The organism is Micromonospora sp. NPDC001898 (assembly GCF_042891255.1).
GTDB lineage: Bacteria > Actinomycetota > Actinomycetes > Mycobacteriales > Micromonosporaceae > Micromonospora.
On record NZ_JBIATC010000012.1, the window covers coordinates 1 to 17,559 of the forward strand.

Annotated in this window: 15 protein-coding genes and 2 pseudogenes; 11 read left to right on the forward strand and 6 right to left on the reverse strand. The window is 75.1% G+C overall.

The window, feature by feature from the left end; genetic code table 11:
* Both ACFYZF_RS22395 and ACFYZF_RS22400 read right to left on the reverse strand, forming a co-directional pair.
* Positions 1-1,025: terpene synthase family protein (locus ACFYZF_RS22395; RefSeq protein ID WP_387023725.1), on the reverse strand; the 1,025-nt coding region annotated here is incomplete at its 3' end.
* Between the two features lie 129 nt (positions 1,026-1,154).
* A complete protein-coding gene (locus ACFYZF_RS22400) occupies positions 1,155-1,784 on the reverse strand; it encodes a TIGR03085 family metal-binding protein (protein WP_387023727.1) in 630 nt (209 codons plus the stop codon).
* A gap of 150 nt (positions 1,785-1,934) precedes the next feature.
* Between ACFYZF_RS22400 and ACFYZF_RS22405 the strand changes: the two genes are divergently transcribed.
* The 3 genes from ACFYZF_RS22405 to ACFYZF_RS22415 all read left to right on the forward strand — a co-directional run bounded on the left by ACFYZF_RS22405 (position 1,935) and on the right by ACFYZF_RS22415 (position 6,562).
* On the forward strand, positions 1,935-3,809 hold the full coding sequence (locus tag ACFYZF_RS22405; RefSeq protein ID WP_387023729.1) for an ABC transporter ATP-binding protein: 1,875 nt from the start codon (positions 1,935-1,937) through the stop codon (positions 3,807-3,809).
* A gap of 110 nt (positions 3,810-3,919) precedes the next feature.
* Positions 3,920-5,695, forward strand: a complete 1,776-nt coding sequence (locus ACFYZF_RS22410; protein WP_387023731.1) for an ABC transporter ATP-binding protein — start codon at positions 3,920-3,922, stop codon at positions 5,693-5,695.
* Between the two features lie 114 nt (positions 5,696-5,809).
* Positions 5,810-6,562, forward strand: coding sequence for a DUF2470 domain-containing protein (locus ACFYZF_RS22415; RefSeq protein WP_387023969.1), 753 nt, complete (start codon positions 5,810-5,812; stop codon positions 6,560-6,562).
* Positions 6,563-6,653: 91 nt separating this feature from the next.
* Here the strand turns inward: ACFYZF_RS22415 and ACFYZF_RS22420 are convergent, their stop codons facing one another.
* From ACFYZF_RS22420 to ACFYZF_RS22430, 3 genes and pseudogenes are all read right to left on the reverse strand, one after another.
* Positions 6,654-7,247, reverse strand: coding sequence for a TetR family transcriptional regulator (locus ACFYZF_RS22420; RefSeq protein WP_387023733.1), 594 nt, complete (start codon positions 7,245-7,247; stop codon positions 6,654-6,656).
* 47 nt (positions 7,248-7,294) lie between these two features.
* Positions 7,295-8,050 (reverse strand): ABC transporter permease, encoded by a 756-nt coding sequence (locus ACFYZF_RS22425; protein ID WP_387023735.1) that lies wholly within the window; start codon positions 8,048-8,050, stop codon positions 7,295-7,297.
* Positions 8,051-8,127: 77 nt separating this feature from the next.
* A pseudogene (locus tag ACFYZF_RS22430) lies at positions 8,128-8,847 on the reverse strand (ABC transporter ATP-binding protein); the annotation flags it as partial.
* 41 nt (positions 8,848-8,888) lie between these two features.
* Between ACFYZF_RS22430 and ACFYZF_RS22435 the strand changes: the two are divergent.
* From ACFYZF_RS22435 to ACFYZF_RS22450, 4 genes and pseudogenes are all read left to right on the forward strand, one after another.
* A pseudogene (locus ACFYZF_RS22435) lies at positions 8,889-9,833 on the forward strand (hypothetical protein); the annotation flags it as partial.
* A gap of 180 nt (positions 9,834-10,013) precedes the next feature.
* Positions 10,014-10,451: a phosphoribosyl-AMP cyclohydrolase gene (hisI, locus tag ACFYZF_RS22440; protein ID WP_387023971.1), complete on the forward strand. Its 438-nt coding sequence runs from the start codon at positions 10,014-10,016 to the stop codon at positions 10,449-10,451.
* Positions 10,448-12,001, forward strand: a complete 1,554-nt coding sequence (locus tag ACFYZF_RS22445; RefSeq protein ID WP_387023737.1) for an anthranilate synthase component I — start codon at positions 10,448-10,450, stop codon at positions 11,999-12,001. The genes hisI and ACFYZF_RS22445 overlap by 4 nt, the downstream gene beginning before the upstream one ends.
* Before the next feature lie 68 nt (positions 12,002-12,069).
* Complete coding sequence (locus ACFYZF_RS22450) at positions 12,070-12,606, forward strand: Trp biosynthesis-associated membrane protein (protein WP_387023973.1); 537 nt, start codon at positions 12,070-12,072, stop codon at positions 12,604-12,606.
* A gap of 7 nt (positions 12,607-12,613) precedes the next feature.
* On the opposite strand, the gene ACFYZF_RS22455 is transcribed toward ACFYZF_RS22450, so the two are convergent.
* The gene (locus ACFYZF_RS22455; RefSeq protein WP_387023739.1) at positions 12,614-12,871 is read right to left on the reverse strand and encodes a hypothetical protein; all 258 of its coding nucleotides are present in this window, start codon (positions 12,869-12,871) and stop codon (positions 12,614-12,616) included.
* A gap of 529 nt (positions 12,872-13,400) precedes the next feature.
* On the opposite strand from ACFYZF_RS22455, the gene trpC reads away from it, so the two are divergent.
* The 4 genes from trpC to lgt are packed head-to-tail and all read left to right on the forward strand — an operon-like array spanning position 13,401 to position 17,547.
* Entirely contained in the window at positions 13,401-14,204 is an 804-nt protein-coding gene (trpC, locus tag ACFYZF_RS22460) for an indole-3-glycerol phosphate synthase TrpC (RefSeq protein ID WP_387023975.1), read from the forward strand.
* 41 nt (positions 14,205-14,245) lie between these two features.
* On the forward strand, positions 14,246-15,481 hold the full coding sequence (gene trpB / locus ACFYZF_RS22465) for a tryptophan synthase subunit beta (RefSeq protein ID WP_387023740.1): 1,236 nt from the start codon (positions 14,246-14,248) through the stop codon (positions 15,479-15,481).
* Between the two features lie 4 nt (positions 15,482-15,485).
* Positions 15,486-16,289 carry a tryptophan synthase subunit alpha gene (trpA, locus tag ACFYZF_RS22470; protein WP_387023742.1) on the forward strand — a complete coding sequence of 268 codons (804 nt, stop codon included), beginning with the start codon at positions 15,486-15,488 and terminating at the stop codon, positions 16,287-16,289.
* Positions 16,290-16,338: 49 nt separating this feature from the next.
* The gene (lgt, locus tag ACFYZF_RS22475; protein ID WP_387023744.1) at positions 16,339-17,547 is read left to right on the forward strand and encodes a prolipoprotein diacylglyceryl transferase; all 1,209 of its coding nucleotides are present in this window, start codon (positions 16,339-16,341) and stop codon (positions 17,545-17,547) included.
* Positions 17,548-17,559: the final 12 nt, after the last annotated feature.

The window sequence follows — 17,559 nt, forward strand, 5'->3', positions numbered from 1 at the left end:
GGCTGCGGGCGGCGGCGGGGCAGGGCGCGAGGTGATCCCCGAGCAGGGCCTGCCGCAGGCGGTCGACGGCGAGGCGCGGCCGGGGGGCGGGGGCCGGGGGGGGGCCCCCCCCCCCCAGGGGGGGGGGGGGGGGGCGGGGGGGGGGGGGCGCCCGGGGGGGGCCCGGGGGGGGGGGGGGGGCCGCGGGGGCCCCCCCCCCCGCCGGCGGGGGGGGGGGGGGGGGGGGGCGGGGGGGGGGGGGCGCCGCCCCCCCCCCCCGGCTCGTCCCGGCCGGTCTCGGCCGCGATGGCGCTGACCAGGTTGTGCGCGTCCGGACCCGACTCGTTCTCCTTGCCGTACGAGAAGAGGTCGTTGCACCAGCAGACCAGGTCCGCGGCGAGGGTCTCGACGTCGACCAGTGCCGGCTCGACCCGGCGTGCCGCCGCGGGCGGGGCGTCGTACGCCAGGTCGGTCAGGGTGAACGCGGGATGCACGGCGCCGGTGTGCCGGCGTAGCTGGACGTACTCCGCCACCCCGGGGGTGCGCCGGCGCTCCCGGTTCGCCGCCTCCCAGAGCAGGGCCAACAGGTAGTCGCGCACCTGGCCGACGAAGCGCAGCAGCAGCCCGGGGGAGCCGTGGGTCCGGGTCCGCCGGCACAGGTCGTCCAGGGCGCTGCCGAGCGGGTCTCCGCCCGCGTTCCCCGGCGCGCCGTGCCGGTCGAGCACGTCGAGCAGGTCGGCGACGGCCGGGGCCAGCCGGGTGGGTGCCGCGCCGAGGCCGTCCTCGTCGCAGGCGTCGTCGACCACGAACAGCCAGGTGACCAGGTCGGTGAGCAGGCGCAGGCGTTCGCCGGCCGCGTCCGGGCAGGTGCGCCCGGCCAGTTCGGCGGCGGCCGCCCCGCGCAGCCGGATCAGCCGGTGCCCGTTGGTGATCAGGCCGAGTTCCTGTGCCCAGGCCAGGCTCGCCGCGGCGGCCAGGTCGGTTTCGGCGTGCCGGCGCGGGGGGAACGGCGGTTCGTTCAGGGCCGAGACCGCGAAACTTCGCATGTCGCCCTTCCGGATGTGGCCGCCCCGGGGTGGGGCGACGGCCGGACGAGGGTACGTCAGCGCCGATCGACATTCATAATTCGGTCACGAACGGTTCACACCCGTGTGTGATCGGAGAATCGCGATCCGTCAGATGCCCAGCTTGGCGGACCTCAGCCGCCCGGCCAGCTCCGCAGGCCCGTCCACCTGAACCCGGGCCACCCGCTGCCGGCCGGTCAGGAACAGCACCAGTTCGCCCGGCGGGCCGACCAGTCGGGCCCGCTGCCCGCCCCGCCCCGCCGACAACTCGCCGTGCCCGGGCGCCTGCACCAGCAGGTCGGCCGGGAAGCGGCGCAGCGCCAGCCGGCCCAGCACCGCGGCCCGGCGCCACAGAACGGCGTGCAGCCCGGCCGGCAGGTCCCTTGGCTGCCACCCGGGCCGGGCCCGGCGGACGTCCTCGTGGTGGATGTAGAACTCCATGGTGTTGACCAGCTCGTCGGTGAGCGGGTTGCTCACCGGGCTCCACACCGGCGGGCGGCGGACCTGGCCGACCAGCTCGGCGAACGGCCGGGCCGCGATCCGGGCCCGCACCCCCTCGGCGTAGTTGCGCAGGGGCGGCAGCATGATCCCGCCAGCGGCGTCCGGCCGGCGTTCCCGGACAATCAGGTGGGCGGCGAGGTCGCGGACCGACCAGCCCTCGTTGATCGTCGGCGCGTCCGGACCCAGGCTCAGCATGAGGTCGGCGAGCGCGTCGCGCTCCGACCGGGCGTACCGCGTCATCGCCCGATCGTAGGCCGGTCCGGCGCGGTCGGCGCGGCGGTGGCGTCGAAGGCCGGGACGTGATCACCGACATACCCGATGCGGGACGGCGAGATGGACCGGACCCGGTAAGGACGAGGGGGATAATTGCAGCTTACGGCGGGGGAGAGCGTGACCAGCAGGACAAGTCGGGACGTGCTCGGCAGAGGACTGTCCGTGCTCGGCCGGGCGATCCGGGAACAGCCCCGGATCTTCACGGTCGCGGTGGCCGGCAGCGTGCTGTTCGGCGGGCTGGTCATCGCCAGCGCGTACATCGTCGGCGCGGTGGTCGGTGACGTGGTGGTGCCGGCGGTCGAGCGCGGGTCGGTGGGCGTCGCGGCCATCGCCCTCGCCGCCGGGGCCCTGTTCGGCATGAGCGTGCTGCGGGTGGTCGGCATCTTCGGCCGCCGGCTCGGTGCCGGCTACATGCAGTTCCGGCTCCAGGCCGCGTACCGTCGCCGGGTCACCCGCCGCTACCTGGACCTGCCGCTGTCCTGGCACCAGCGCAACGCCACCGGCACCCTGTTGTCCAACGCCAACTCCGACGTCGAGGCGGCCTGGTACCCGATCGCCCCGCTGCCGTTCGCGGTCGGCACGCTGGTGATGCTGGTCGGCGCGGTCGCCTCGCTCTTCGTCACCGACTGGGCGTTGGCCCTGGTCGGGCTGGCCGTGTTCCCGGCGCTGTTCGCCCTCAACGTGGCCTACTCCCGCTGGATGGCCCCCCGCCAGGCCCGCGCCCAGCGGCTGCGCGCGGAGGTCAGCGGGATCGCCCACGAGAGCTTCGACGGCGCCCTGGTGGTCAAGACGATGGGCCGCGAGGCCCAGGAGACCGCCCGGTTCTCCGCCCGGGCCGGTGAGCTGCGCGACGCGCTGATCGCCGTCGGCCGGCTGCGCGGCGTGTTCGACCCGCTGCTGGAGACCCTGCCCAGTCTCGGCACCCTCGCCGTGCTGGTGGTCGGCGCGTTCCGGCTCCGGCAGGGCGCCATCACGGTCACCGAGCTGGTCAGCGTGGCGTTCCTGTTCACCGTCCTGGCGTTCCCGGTGCGGGCCATCGGCTGGGTCCTGGCCGAGCTGCCGCGCAGCGTCGCCGGCTGGGACCGGGTGCGCCGGGTGCTCGACGCCACCGGCGAGATGTCGTACGGGGACGTCGCGCTCGACCCGGCCGACCCCACCCCGGCCACCCTGACCTTCGCCGACGTCGGCTTCGCGTACGAGCCGGCCGAGGCGCACCTGCCCGGCGTCGAGGTGCTCGGTGAGGTCTCCTTCACCGTGCCGGCCGGGAAGACCGTGGCCCTGGTCGGGCCGACCGGCTCCGGGAAGTCGACGATCACCGCGCTGGCGGTCCGGCTGGTAGACCCGCACACGGGCGCGGTCCGCCTCGACGGGGCGGACGTCCGCCAGCTCACCGCCGGATCGCTGGCGGGCGCCGCCGCGCTGGTGGCCCAGGTGCCGTTCGTCTTCGACGACACGGTCCGGGCCAACATCACCCTGGACCGGCCCGACATCGCCGACGACGACGTCTGGGCGGCGCTGCGGCTGGCCGAGGCGGACGGTTTCGTCGCCGCGCTGCCCGACGGGCTGGACACGATGGTCGGCGAGCGGGGCACCTCGCTCTCCGGCGGGCAGCGGCAGCGGCTCACCCTGGCCCGAGCGCTGGCCGGGCGTCCCCGGCTGCTGGTCCTCGACGACGCCACCAGCGCGGTGGACCCCCGGGTGGAGGCGGCCATCCTGGCCGGGCTGCGCGCCCCGACCGCCGGGGGGCCGGCCGCCTCGATCCTGGTGGTGGCGTACCGGCGGGCCACCATCGCGCTCGCCGACGAGGTGATCTACCTGGAGCACGGCCGGGTGCTCGCCCGGGGCACCCACACCGAGCTGCTCGCCACCGTTGCCGGCTACGCCGGCCTGGTCACCGCCTACGAGCAGGCCGAGACCGACCCTCAGCAAGAGCGCACGCCCGACGAGGTAAAGCCGTTGGCCTCGGGCCTGGAGATCGAGGTGGACCGGTGAGCGCGAGGAGTGAGCCTGCGAGCCCCGCAGTCGTGAACGAAAGTGGCAGGGTGAGCGCGAGGAGTGAGCCTGCGGGCCCCGCAGTCGTGAACGGAAGTGGCAGGGTGAGCGTGAGGAGTGAGCCTGCGAGCCCCGCAGAGGAGGGCACCTGGCAGACCCTGCGGCGGGGGCTGGCCCTCTCCCCGGAGCTGCGCGCCGGCCTGGCCGGCACGATCGCCCTGGCGTTGGTCTACATGGTCGGCCGGGTGGCCGTGCCGGTGGCCGTCCAGCAGGGCATCGACAAGGGCATCGTCGGCGGGCTCAACCTGGATGTGGTCTGGACGGTGGTGGCGGTTGCCGTCGCCGTGTTGGTGGTGACCACCACCTGCGGCTACCTGATGATGCGGCGGCTGTTCACGGTCAGCGAGACCGCCCTGGCCAACGTGCGCACCCGGGCGTTCCGGCACGTGCACGACTTGTCGATGCTGCACCAGCAGTCCGAGCGGCGCGGCTCCCTGGTCTCCCGGGTGACCAGCGACGTCGACCAGATCACCCAGTTCCTCCAGTGGGGCGGGGTGATCCTGATCGTCAACCTCGGTCAGCTCGCGGTGACCACGGTGGTGATGCTGGCGTACTCGTGGCAGCTCACCCTGGTGGTGCTCGCCGCGTTCGCGCCGGCGGTGCTGGTGATCCGGCTGCTCCAGCGCCGCCTCGCCGGGGCGCACGGGGTGGTCCGGCAGCGGATGGGGGCGCTGCTCGGGACGATCGCCGAGAGCGTGGTGGGGGCGCCGGTGATCCGGGCGTACGGGATCGCGGGGCGGACGGCCCGTCGGCTGGACGTGGCGATCGAGGGGCAGCGGCAGGCCCAGCAGCGGGCGATCCGGATCAGCATCCTGGGCACCTCGGTGGGGGAGCTGGCGGCCGGGCTGGCGCTGGCCGGCGTCGTCGTCCTCGGGGTCACCCTCGGGGTGGACGGCACCCTGTCGGTCGGTCAGCTCACGGCGTTCCTGTTCCTGGTGACGTTGTTCATCCAGCCGGTGCAGATCGCCACCGAGGTGCTCAACGAGGCGCAGAACGCGATCGCCGGCTGGCGGCGGGTGCTCGACGTGCTGGACGTCGTCCCGGACGTGGCCGACCCGGGCGAGCGGGGGCGGGAGCTGCCGCCCGGCCCGCTGGACATCCGCTTCGCCGGGGTGGGTTTCGCCTACCCGGGTGGCGCGCCGGTGCTGCACGACGTCAGCCTGGAGATCTCGGCGAAGAGCCGGGTGGCCGTGGTGGGGGAGACGGGCAGCGGCAAGACCACCTTCGCCAAGCTGCTCACCCGGCTGATGGATCCGACCGGCGGCGAGGTGCTGCTGTCCGGGGTGCCGCTGCCGCAGGTCCGGTTCGCCTCGCTGCGCACGCGGGTGGTGATGGTCCCGCAGGACGGCTTCCTCTTCGACGCCACTGTCGGGGAGAACGTCCGGTTCGCCCGGCCGGAGCTGACCGACGCCGAGCTGACGGCAGCCTTCACCGAGCTGGGGCTGGTGGACTGGCTGGACGGGCTGCCCGCCGGGCTGGCCACCCCGGTCGGCGAGCGCGGCGAGGCGTTGAGCGTGGGGGAGCGGCAGCTCGTCGCGCTGGCGCGGGCGTACGTCGCCGATCCTGACCTGCTGGTGCTGGACGAGGCGACGAGCGCGGTCGACCCGGCCACCGAGGTCCGCCTACAGCGCGCCCTGGACACGGTGACCCGGGGCCGGACCACCCTCGCGATCGCGCACCGGCTCTCCACGGCGCAGGCCGCGGACGAGGTGATCGTGGTGGACCGGGGCCGGATCGTGCAGCGCGGCCCGCACGACGAGCTGGTCCGCGAACAGGGCTCGGTCTACGGGCTGCTCTACGCCTCCTGGCTGGAGCAGACCCGCTGACCCGGTGGACCGGCCGGAACCCGGCAAGGCGGTGGACGTGGGGGCGCGGGTGGTCTACGGTGCCACTTAGGTAAGCCTAACCTTTGGAGGTGGGTCATGCGCCCCAGCACCGCCCTGCGGCCCAGTCCCGCCGAGATCGTCCGGACCCTGGCCGCCGGCCGGCTGCCGGGCCTGGCCTACCTCGCCCAGCGGCCCGGCCCGTTCCACGTCCGGCACGTCACCGACGCCGAGGGCCGGGTGCTGCTGCTCGTGCCGGTACACAGCGACCTCGCGGCGGCGCTGCCGTCGGGCGACGACGTCGCCGTGGCGCTCGACGTGCTGGACCTGCCGCCGGCTGCCGGCGCCCCGTCGCTGGGTCGGGCCTGGGTCTCCGGCTGGGCGGCCGCGCTGCACGGCGAGGCCGCCCGTCGCGCCGCGCTGGACTACGCCGAGGCGGACCCGACGGGAGACCTGCTCGACGTCGGCACCCGGTTCCGGCTGTACCGCTTCGAGGTGGCCGAGGCCCGCCTGGAACGCCCCGACGGACTGCTCCGGATCGACCCACTGGCGTACGCGGAGGCCGAGCCGGACCCGCTGCACCCGGTGGAGGCGGAGCTGCTGGCCGAGCTCACCGTGCACCACGGCCGGGAGATGACGGCGTACGTCCGGCGGCAGCTCGGTCTGGCCGACGCGGCCCGGGCCGAACCGCCCCGGGTGGTGCGGGTCGACCGGTACGGCCTGGTGGTCTCCTTCGGTTCCCCCGGCGCGCGGCGGCGGGCCCGGTTGGCCTTCCCGAGCCCGGTGGCCGACCACGGCGAGCTGGCCCGGATGCTGCACCCCGTGTTCTTCCGGCACGCCGAGTCACCCCGCCCGACCGGTGCCGCCTGACGGGCCCCGCCGCGCCCGCGTCCCCCGCACCCCCCGCCCGCGTCCCGGCCGCGAGCGGGGGACCAGCTCCGCCGGAGGCGTCGACCGGGCACTACGAGAGGTCGCCGCACAGGTATCGCTGGACCGTCGGGGCGATCGCGGCGACCAGGGTCTCCGCCGGCGCGGAGGCGACCGGCTTCAGCCGGATCACGTGCCGCGTCATGGCCAGCCCGATCATCTGGGTGGCCACCAGCGACCCGCGCAGCGGCCGTTCGGCCGGGTCGACGTCGAGGTGGTCCAGGACCCGGCGCAGCACCTGCGTGACCAGGAACTCGCGCAGCAGCCGGGCGGTCCACTCGTTGCTCACCCCGGATCGCAGCAGGGCCACGGCGCCGGCGCCCGACGGGGAGTCCCAGATCTCCAGGAACGTGCGGACCAGCCGCTCACCGACGCCGTCGGCGTCCCCGCCGAGCACCCGGGGGAACAACTCGCCGGGGTCGATCGGGGCGTCCATCGAGGCCAGGAAGAGCCGGTCCTTGGTGCCGAAGTAGTGGTGCACCAGCGCCGGGTCCACCCCCGCCGCCCCGGCGATCGACCGGACCGAGGTCGCGTCGAAGCCCCGCTCCGCGAATGCGGCCCGGGCCGCGTCGAGGATCGCCTCCCGGGTGTCCGGGTTGCCGGGTCGTCGACCGGTCCGCCGCGCCATCGTCGCCCTTTGCTCGTCCGTCGTCGTGCGGTCCGCGCCCCGGCGGCTCAGCCGCTGCGGCGGCGCAGGGTCGCCGCGGCGAGCACCAGCGCCAGCACCACCGCGCCGGCCACCACCCCGAGGTCCCGCCACATCGTGCCGGTCGGTTCGGCGTGCGCGCCGACCTCCTGCAACGCCTCGACCGCGTACGACAGGGGGAGGGCGTAGCTGACCGCCTGGAGCCAGCCGGCCATCTCGTCGCGGGCGACGAAGAGCCCGCAGAGCAGCAGCTGGGGGATCACCACGACCGGCATGAACTGTACGGCCTGGAACTCGGTGCGGGCGAACGCGCTGCAGAACAGCCCGAGGGCCACCCCGAGCACCGCGTTGACCACCGCGATTCCGATCACCAGGGCGCTGCTGCCGGCGGTGGTCAGCCCGAACACCCAGTACGCCACGGCTGCGGCGATCGCGGCCTGCCCGGCGGCGGCGACGCCGAACGCGATGCCGTAGCCGAACAGCAGGTCGAGTCGGCCGAGCGGGGTGGTGAGCAGCCGCTCCAGGGTGCCGGACGTGCGCTCGCGCAGCATCGCGATGCTGGTCACCAGGAACATGATCACGAACGGGAAGACGCCGAGCAGCACCAGCGCCACCCGGTCGAACATGCTCGGCCGGCCGGGTGGGGTGGGCTGATCGGCATACATGAAGTAGACGAGGGTGAGCAGCAGCGTCGGCACCACCACGAGCAGGGCGACGGTGCGTCGGTCGTGCCGGAGCTGGCGCAGGATGCGTCCGGTGGTGGCGGCCAGGATGCGCGGACTCACGACGCGCCCCCGTCCGGGCCGCCCGGCCGCGACGCGTCCCCGTCCGGGCCGGTGGAGCGGCCCGTGCCGTCGGCCGTGATCCCGGCCGTGCCGCCGGCCCGGATCAGGCGCAGGAACGCCTCGTCGAGGTCGTCGACCCCGGCGGCGGCGCGGACCGCGTCCGGGGTGTCGTCGGCGATCAGCCGGCCCTCGCGGATCAGCAGCAGCCGGTCGCAGCGGGCCGCCTCGTCCATGACGTGGCTGGACACCAGCAGGGTCGTCCCGGCGGCGGCGAGGGCGTGGAACCGGGCCCACAGGTCGGCGCGCAGCACCGGGTCCTGCCCGACGGTCGGCTCGTCGAGGACGATCAGCTCCGGCTCGCCGACCAGGGCGCAGGCCAGCGACGCCCGGCTGCGCTGGCCGCCGGAGAGGGTGCCGACGAGCTGGCCGGCCGCCTCCGCCAGCCCGACGTCGGCCACCGACCGGTCCGCCTCGGCCCGGCCCCGGCCCTGCAGGACGGCGAAGTAGCGGGCGTTCTCCCGGACGGTGAGGTCGGCGTACACGCTGGGCGCCTGGGTCAGGTAGCCGACCCGGCTGCGCAGCGGGGCCGAGCCGGCCGGGCGGCCGAGCACGGTCACCGAGCCGGAGCGGATGGTCTGTACGCCGACGACGGCCCGCATCAGGGTGGTCTTGCCGCTGCCGCTCGGCCCGAGCAGCCCGGTCACCGAGCCGCGCGGCACCGCGCAGCTCACGCCGTGCAGCACCCGCCGCCGGCCACGCTCCACGACCAGGTCGCGGACCGCGATCGCGTGGTCCATCGTCACCTCCAGATTTCATCACCTAATGAAATCAACGCTAGATGAATTGCTTGCCGCGCACAACCGGGGGTTGGCCTCGCACGCGTTCCCAGCGGCACCGCGCTCCGCGTGGTGCCCCGGCTCGTGGCCGGCGAAAGGGGCCCCGGGGCAGGAATGAGAACGACCGGGCACTAGCCTTCGGACCGGGCACTAGCCTTCGGATCCGGACAGCCAGTCCGGCATCGGGCATTGCGCCCCGAACGGGCGTACGGCACGATGGCGCGGTGGGTCACGCTGCGTCACCTGAGAGTGGGTTCCTCGACGACTGGGCCGCGCGGCTGCGGCAGGGGGCCGAGCGGCCCGTCGTCGGCATCCTGTTGCGCGGCAGCCACGCCCGACGAGCCGCCACGGCGCACAGCGACGTCGACCTCGACGTGCTCGTCACCGACGGGGCGCCGCCCCGGTCGGCAGCCCCGCCGATCAACGCCCCGTACGCCGCCCGCCGCGCCTACCTCGCCGAATCCGGCGGTCGGCTGACCCACGTCTCGGTGGCGGTCCGGGACGTCCGCTCCTGGCTGGCCCGGCTGGCCCAGCCGGCCGACTGGGCGTTCGGGTTGCCGGTCACCACGCCCACCCGGCTGCTGTGGGCCGACGAGCACTGGCGCGACCGGATCGACCTGACGGTGCTCTGCCAGCCCGCCGACGAGCCGCGGCTGGAGGAACTGATCGCCACTCTCGGTAAGGTCGCCGGGGCCCGGGCCCGAGAGGACCACCTCGGCGTCCGGCTCGCCGCCGCCGACCTGGCCCGGCTCTGCCCGTCCGTGCTCCGGCTGGCCAACCCGTCGGTGCGGGTGGTGTCCCGGCGGGCCGCGTTCACCGCCGCCCTCGACCTGCCGGTCGCCCCGCCCGGGTACCGCGACGACATGCTGCTCTGTCTCGGCGGGCGGCCGGGCTCCACCGGGCAGCTCTGGGCCGCCGCCGGGCGGCTGGTCACCGGCACCGTCCCGCTGATCCGCCCGTATGCCGACGAGATCGCCGCGGTGGCCGGCACGGACCTGGCCGACGCCCTCGCCGACGGGCGGCTGGACCGCTACCTCGCCCAGCTCACCGGCGTCGCGACGGCCGTACCACGGCCGCGGCGGGAGCCGTCGCCGGCTCCCGCGCCGCGTCCGGGACAATGGGTCACTGTGCCCGTACCTGACGCGCCGACGACCGGCGCCAACGCCCCTGCGAACCCGTCGGCGGCCGATGCGCCGGCCGGCCCGTCCCGGCTCGACCCGGCCGTCGCCGCCCGGCTGCGCCGCGACTCCGACGGCCTGGTGGCCGCCGTGGTCCGCCAGCACGACACGGGCGAGGTGCTGATGGTCGCCTGGATGGACGACGAGGCGCTGCACCGCACCCTCACCACCGGTCGGGCCACCTACTGGTCGCGCAGCCGCCAGGAGTACTGGGTCAAGGGCGCCACCTCCGGCCACCACCAGTACGTCCGCTCCGTCGCCCTCGACTGCGACGGCGACGCGCTGCTGGTCAGCGTCGAGCAGGTGGGCGCGGCCTGCCACACCGGCGAGCGGACCTGCTTCTTCACGGAGCTTCCGGTCACCTCCACCCCGGGAGACCCCTCATGACCGACGGCTCCGTCAGCCCGGACCAGGTCACCTTCGCCGACCTGGCGGCCCGCTGGCGGGTCGTCCCGGTCACCCGCCGGCTGCTCGCCGACGCGGAGACCCCGGTCGGGGTGTACCGGAAGCTGGCCGGCGGGCCGGGCACGTTCCTGCTGGAGTCCGCCGAGCAGGGCGCCGGCCCGGCCGGGTCGGCCTGGTCGCGGTACTCGTTCATCGGGGTACGCAGCGGCGCGACGCTCACCGAGCGGGACGGGACCGCGTACTGGACCGGCCAGCCGCCCACCGGGCTGCCCACCGGGGGCGACCCGGTCCGGGTGCTGCGCGAGACGGTCAAGGCCCTGGCCGGCCCGGCCTGGGATCCGGCCAGCGGCATGCCGCCGCTCACCGGCGGCATGGTCGGCTTCCTGGGGTACGACCTGATCCGCCGCTTCGAGCGGCTGCCCGAGCTGACCGAGGACGACCTCGGCGTGCCCGAGTTGGGCATGATGCTCGCCACCGACCTGGTGGTCCTCGACCACTACGACGGCTCGGCGATCCTGATCGCCAACGCGGTGCTCCCGCCGCCGGACGAGCCGGACCGCGACGCCCTGATCTCCGCCGCGTACCACCACGCGGTGGGGCGGCTGGACGCGATGACCACCGCGCTGTCCCGGCCCATCCCGCCGATGATCTCCACGGTCGACCGGCCGGCGGTCGGCGACGTGGTCAGCCGCACCGAGGAGGGCGGCTACCCGAAGGCCGTCGAGGCGGCCAAGGAGGCGATCCGGGCCGGCGAGTGCTTCCAGATCGTGCTCGCCCAGCGCTTCGAGCGGCCGACCCACGCCGACCCGCTGGACGTGTACCGGGTGCTGCGCACCACCAACCCCAGCCCCTACATGTACCTGCTGCGCTTCGACGGCTTCGACGTCGTCGGCTCGTCGCCGGAGGCGCACCTGAAGGTGAGCGCCGGCCCGGACGGGCAGCGCCGGGCGCTGCTGCACCCGATCGCCGGCACCCGCCCGCGCGGCGACAACCCGGAGGAGGACGCCCGGCTCGCCGCCGAACTGCTCGCCGACCCGAAGGAACGCGCCGAGCACGTGATGCTGGTCGACCTGGGCCGCAACGACCTGGGCCGGGTCTGCCGGCCGGGCACCGTCGAGGTGTCCGAGTTCGCCACCATCGAGCGGTACAGCCACGTCATGCACATCGTCTCGACCGTGGTCGGCACCGTGCGGGAGGACCGGACGGCCTTCGACGCGCTCGCGGCGACCTTCCCCGCCGGCACCCTGTCCGGTGCGCCGAAGGTCCGGGCCATGGAGATCATCGAGGAGCTGGAGCCGGTCCGGCGCGGCCTGTACGGCGGCACCGTCGGGTACTTCGACTTCGGCGGGGACCTGGACATGGCGATCGCCATCCGCACCGCGCTGATCCGGGACGGCCGGGCGTACGTGCAGGCCGGGGCCGGGGTGGTGGCCGACTCCGACCCGGCCGCCGAGGACCAGGAGACCCGCAACAAGGCCGCCGCGGTGCTGGCCGCCATCGCCGCCGCCGAGACCCTCCGGCCGGCCCGGTGACCGGCCCGGCGACCGACCCGACAACCGCGGCGGGGGCGGGCGCGCCGGCCGCGCGGCACCGGCGCGAGATGACGTACGCGGTGCTGCTCTGCCTGGCCGGGGCGGGCCTGGCGCTGTGGGCGTCGACCCGGACCTGGTCGGTCGAGCTGACCGTCCGCCCCGCGCCGCTGCCGCCGGTGCGCGAGGCGCGCACCGGGGCGGGGCTGCTGCCCTGGCTGTCGGCGCTGGCCGTGGTCGGGCTGGCCGGCGGCGGCGCGGTGCTGGCCACCCGGGGGGCGTCACGCCGGCTGATCGGTGTGCTGCTGCTGGCGCTCGGCGTCGCCGTGGCGGCCGGTGGAGGGTACGGCCTGGTCGCCGCGTTCGACGGCGAGGTCAGCCGGCAGTGGCCGGCGCTGTGCCTGGTCGGCGGGCTGCTCGCCGGCGCCGGGGGGGCGCTCACCGCGCTGCGCGGCGCGGGCTGGCCGGCGATGGGGGCCCGCTACGACCGACCGGCCCGGCGGGTCGCCACCGATCCGGGGCCGGCGGCGGCCGGCCCGGTGACCGGGCGGCGCACCACCGAGGCGTGGGACGCGCTGGACCGGGGCGAGGACCCGACGGCCGGCTGACGGGCGGTCAGCCGACCGGCTGGCGCTCGCGGTCGGCGGCCCGGGTGGCAACCAGCTCGGCCACCAGGCGGTCCAGTTCGGCGCGCTGGTCGGCGCGGGCCCGGTCGGCGCAGACCGCCTCCCAGGCGTTGCCGCGCGCGGTACGGATTTGGCCGTCGCCCACCACGGCGCGCTCCAGGGTGTGCACCACCCCGACAGCGAGCGACGCGACGGTACGGGAGATGGTGGTCAGTCGAATGGTCGGGTTGGGCTCGACGTTGCTCATGGTCACCCCGCACGAGGATCGTTCCGACGGTCTCGGGCTGCGCGTCGCCGCGTCACCCGACGCCCCGGGCAGGCGCGTAACCGAGTCTGCCCGAGACAGACGATGCCCGGCTCACGTTTCGCCCCGGTCACCGGCAGATCAACTCTCCGCCGGAGCGGGCGGCCTGGACAGGGCCGTTCCGCCTTGACCTACGTCACAGCACAGCACCCACCGAGATGCGCGGGGGGTGGGCGCGGGCCGACAATGGCCGAATGGGAATGGGTACCCGTCGATGGGCCGACCGGCGCACCCGCCGGCCGCGGGGTCACCGCGATCGATGGGAGTGGTGGCGCTGTGTGACGCGGCGTTCACCGGAAGTCGGGCATTATGCCGCAGCCCATTTCGTGAGGAGCGCCATACCCCCCGGCATCCGGTCCCAGGTGGCGCCCCCTAGCATCGGCCCATGACACCCGGAGAGGGGAGTCCGTTGGTGACTGCTGACCATGCGCACGCGGAGGGGGACGGGGCCGGTCCGGCGGCGTCCGGAAGCGTGCTCGACGAGATCCTGGCCGGCGTCCGAGAGGACGTCGCCCGGCGGCAGGCGCAGGTTCCGCTGGAGCGGATCCGCGAACTGGCCGCCGCCGCGCCCCCGCCGCTGGACGCGTACGCGGCCCTGCGCCGGCCCGGCGTGGCCGTGATCGCCGAGGTGAAGCGCTCGTCGCCGTCCAGGGGACAACTGGCCGAGATCGCCGACCCGGCCGAGCTGGCCGCGGAGTACGCGGCCGGTGGCGCCCGGGCGATCAGCGTGCTCACCGAGGGGCGCTGGTTCGGCGGGTCGCTGGACGACCTGGCCGCCGTCCGGGCCGCGGTGAATGTCCCCGTGCTGCGCAAGGACTTCGTGGTGTCCAGCTACCAGGTGCACGAGGCCCGCGCGCACGGCGCCGACCTGGTCCTGCTGATCGTCGCCGCGCTGGAGCAGAACGCCCTGGTCGGGCTGCTGGAGCGGATCGAGTCCCTCGGGATGACCGGGCTGGTCGAGGTGCACACCGAGGAGGAGGCCGACCGGGCCATGGAGGCCGGCGCCCAGGTGATCGGGGTCAACGCCCGTGACCTGCGTACGCTGGAGGTCGACCGCTCGGTGTTCGAGCGGATCGCCCCCGGCCTGCCCAGCAGTGTCGTCAAGATCGCCGAGTCCGGCGTGCGTGGCCCGCACGACCTGATCCGGTACGCCTCGGCCGGCGCCGACGCCGTGCTGGTCGGCGAGGGCCTGGTAACCCAGTCCAGCCCCCGCGATGCGGTGGCCGGACTGGTCAACGCCGGCAACCACCCGGCCACGCCCCGCCCGGCGCGCTGACCCGCGCCCGGGGCGACAAGCAGCAGCGAGAGGACACCGCGATGAGCGCCGACGCCCCCGCCCCGCCCGGCCGGCTCCCCGACGCCGCCGGTCACTTCGGCCGGTTCGGCGGCCGGTTCGTCCCGGAGGCGCTCGTCGCGGCGCTCGACGAGCTGGACGCGGCGTACCGCAAGGCGATGGGCGACGAGGAGTTCCTCGCCGAGTTCGACGGGCTGCTGCGCGGCTACGCCGGCACCCCCTCGCTGCTCTACCCGGCCGAGCGGTTCTCCGCGAAGATCGGCGCCCGGGTGCTGCTCAAGCGGGAGGACCTCAACCACACCGGTGCGCACAAGGTGCGCAACGTGCTCGGCCAGGCGTTGCTGACCAAGCGGATGGGCAAGCGGCGGGTGATCGCCGAGACCGGCGCCGGCCAGCACGGCGTGGCCACCGCGACCGCCGCCGCCCTGTTCGACCTCGACTGTGTGGTCTACATGGGCGAGGTCGACACCCGGCGGCAGGCGCTCAACGTGGCCCGGATGCGGATGCTCGGCGCCACCGTCGTCCCGGTCACCACCGGCTCGCGCACCCTCAAGGACGCGATGAACGAGGCGATGCGGGACTGGGTCGCCAACGTCGACGACACCCACTACCTGATCGGCACCGCCGCGGGCCCGCACCCGTTCCCCGAGATGGTCCGGGACTTCGTCCGGGGCATCGGCGAGGAGGCCCGCCAGCAGTGCCTCGACCTGACCGGCGCGCTGCCGGACGCGGTCGCGGCCTGCGTGGGCGGCGGCTCCAACGCGCTGGGCATCTTCCACGCCTTCGTCGGCGACCCCGGCGTGCGGCTGTACGGCTTCGAGGCCGGCGGCGAGGGCATGGAGACCGGGCGGCACGCGGCCAGCATCACCGGCGGCTCCTCGGGGGTGCTGCACGGCACCCGCACGTACGTGCTCCAGGACTCCGACGGGCAGACGATCGAGTCGCACTCGATCTCGGCCGGCCTGGACTACCCGGGTGTCGGCCCGGAGCACGCGTGGCTGCACGACAGCGGCCGGGCGACGTACACGCCGGTGACCGATCGCGAGGCGATGGCCGCGTTCGAGCTGCTCTGCCGCACCGAGGGAATCATCCCGGCGATCGAGAGCGCGCACGCGCTCGCCGGCGCGCTGAAGATCGCCCCGGGGCTCGCCGCCGAGTTGGGCCGGGAGCCGGTCATCGTGGTCAACCTCTCCGGCCGGGGCGACAAGGACGTGCACACCGCCGGCGAGTACTTCGGCATCCTCGACAAGGAGCAGTGAGAACGTGAGCCGCATCGGGGTGGCGTTCGACAAGGCCCGCGCCGACGGGCGGGCCGTGCTGGTGGGCTGCATGCCGGCCGGGTTCCCCACGGTCGAGGGCAGCATCGCCGCGATGACCGCCATGGTCTCCGCGGGGGTGGACGTCATCGAGGTGGAGATCCCGTACTCCGACCCGGTGATGGACGGCCCGGTGATCCAGAAGGCCAGCGACATGGCCCTGGCCGGCGGCGTCCGTGTCGCCGACGCGCTGCGCATCGTCGAGGCGGTCGCGGCCACCGGAGCCCCGGTGGTCACCATGACCTACTGGAACCCGGTCGAGCAGTACGGCGTCGACGCGTTCGCCCGGGACCTGGCCGCGGCTGGCGGCACGGGCCTGATCACCCCCGACCTGATCCCCGACGAGGCCGACGAGTGGCTGGCCGCCTCGGACGCGCACGGGCTGGACCGCACCTTCCTGGTCTCCCCGTCGTCCACCGACGCGCGGCTGAGAATGACCGCGGAGCACTGCCGGGGATTCGTCTACGCCACCGCGATCATGGGGGTCACCGGCGCCCGCGCGCAGACCTCCGACGCGGCCCCCGTCCTGGTCTCCCGGCTGCGTGAGGTCACCGACCTGCCGGTCGGCGTGGGGCTCGGCGTCGGCACCGGCGCGCAGGCCGGCACGGTCGCCGGGTACGCCGACGGGGTGATCGTCGGCAGCGCGCTGGTCCGCTGCGTGCTCGACGCGCCCGACCCGGCCGCCGGCCTGGCCGCCCTGCGCACCCTGAGCGCCGAACTCGCCGACGGGGTGCGCAACCCGCGTCGCTGACCCGACCGGGGTGCCGCTGCGGCGGTGCACAGCGGTAGCGTGTGCACCCGTGACCCTCGCCTCGACGATTCCCCAGGCGGCCCTGCCGAGCCCCAGCACGGCCGTCTGGCAGCTCGGCCCGCTGCCGCTGCGGGCGTACGCGCTCTGCATCATCGCCGGCATCGTGGTGGCCTGCGTGGTCACCGAGCGGCGGCTGCGCCGGCGCGGGGTCGCCCCCGGCGCGGTCCTCGACATCGCCGTCTGGGCGGTGCCGACCGGCATCATCGGCGCCCGCATCTACCACGTGATCACCTCCCCGGAGAAGTACTTCGGCGCCGGCGGCGAGCCGCTCAAGGCGTTCGCCATCTGGGAGGGCGGCCTGGGCATCTGGGGCGCGGTGGCCGGCGGGGCGCTCGGCGCCTGGATCGCCGCCCGCCAGCTCGGCATCCCGTTCACCGTGGTGGCCGACGCGCTCGCCCCGGGGCTGCCGCTGGCCCAGGCGGTGGGCCGGCTCGGCAACTGGTTCAACAACGAGCTCTACGGTGGCCTGACGACCCTGCCCTGGGGGCTGCGGGTGCACGACATGGACCCGAGCAACCCCGGCCACGCGAAGGTCGTCGACGGCGAGCCGGTGCTGCTTCCCGGGCTGTACCACCCGACCTTTCTCTACGAGGCGCTGTGGAACGTCGGCGTCGCCGCCCTGGTTCTCCTGCTCGACCGGAAGCTGCGTCTCGGCAAGGGGCGGGCATTCGCGCTCTACGTGATGGGCTACACCGCCGGCCGGTTCTGGATCGAGCTGATGCGCACCGACGAGGCCACCCACATCCTCGGCGTCCGGCTCAACGTCTTCACGTCCGCCCTGGTCTTCGTCGGCGCGCTGATCTACTTCCTGCGGGTCCGTGGTCCCCGGGAATACCTGGTTCCGATCGGCGGGCCCACCCCCGCCCCGGCCGCCACCGGCGGCGACGTCTCCCAGGTCGACCTGTCCCAGCGCGGGGCGGGTGCGCAGGCGACCGCCCCGGAGGGCTACCGGGTGGTGGGCGAGGAACAGTTCAGCGCGTACCGGGACACGGGCGTGGTACCCGACGGGCCCGACGCGGCTGCGGACGACGACACGCCGGGCCCCGCCCGGCCCGACGCGGCCGTGGATGACGACGACGCGCCGGGCCCCGTGCCAACCGGGGACGACGCGCCGGACGACCGCGAGGCGGGCGACGTGCCGGCGGGCGACGAGCGGGCCGGCACGACCGGCCCGCGCGCCACCGACCGGGAGAGCTGAGCGGGGGCGGGG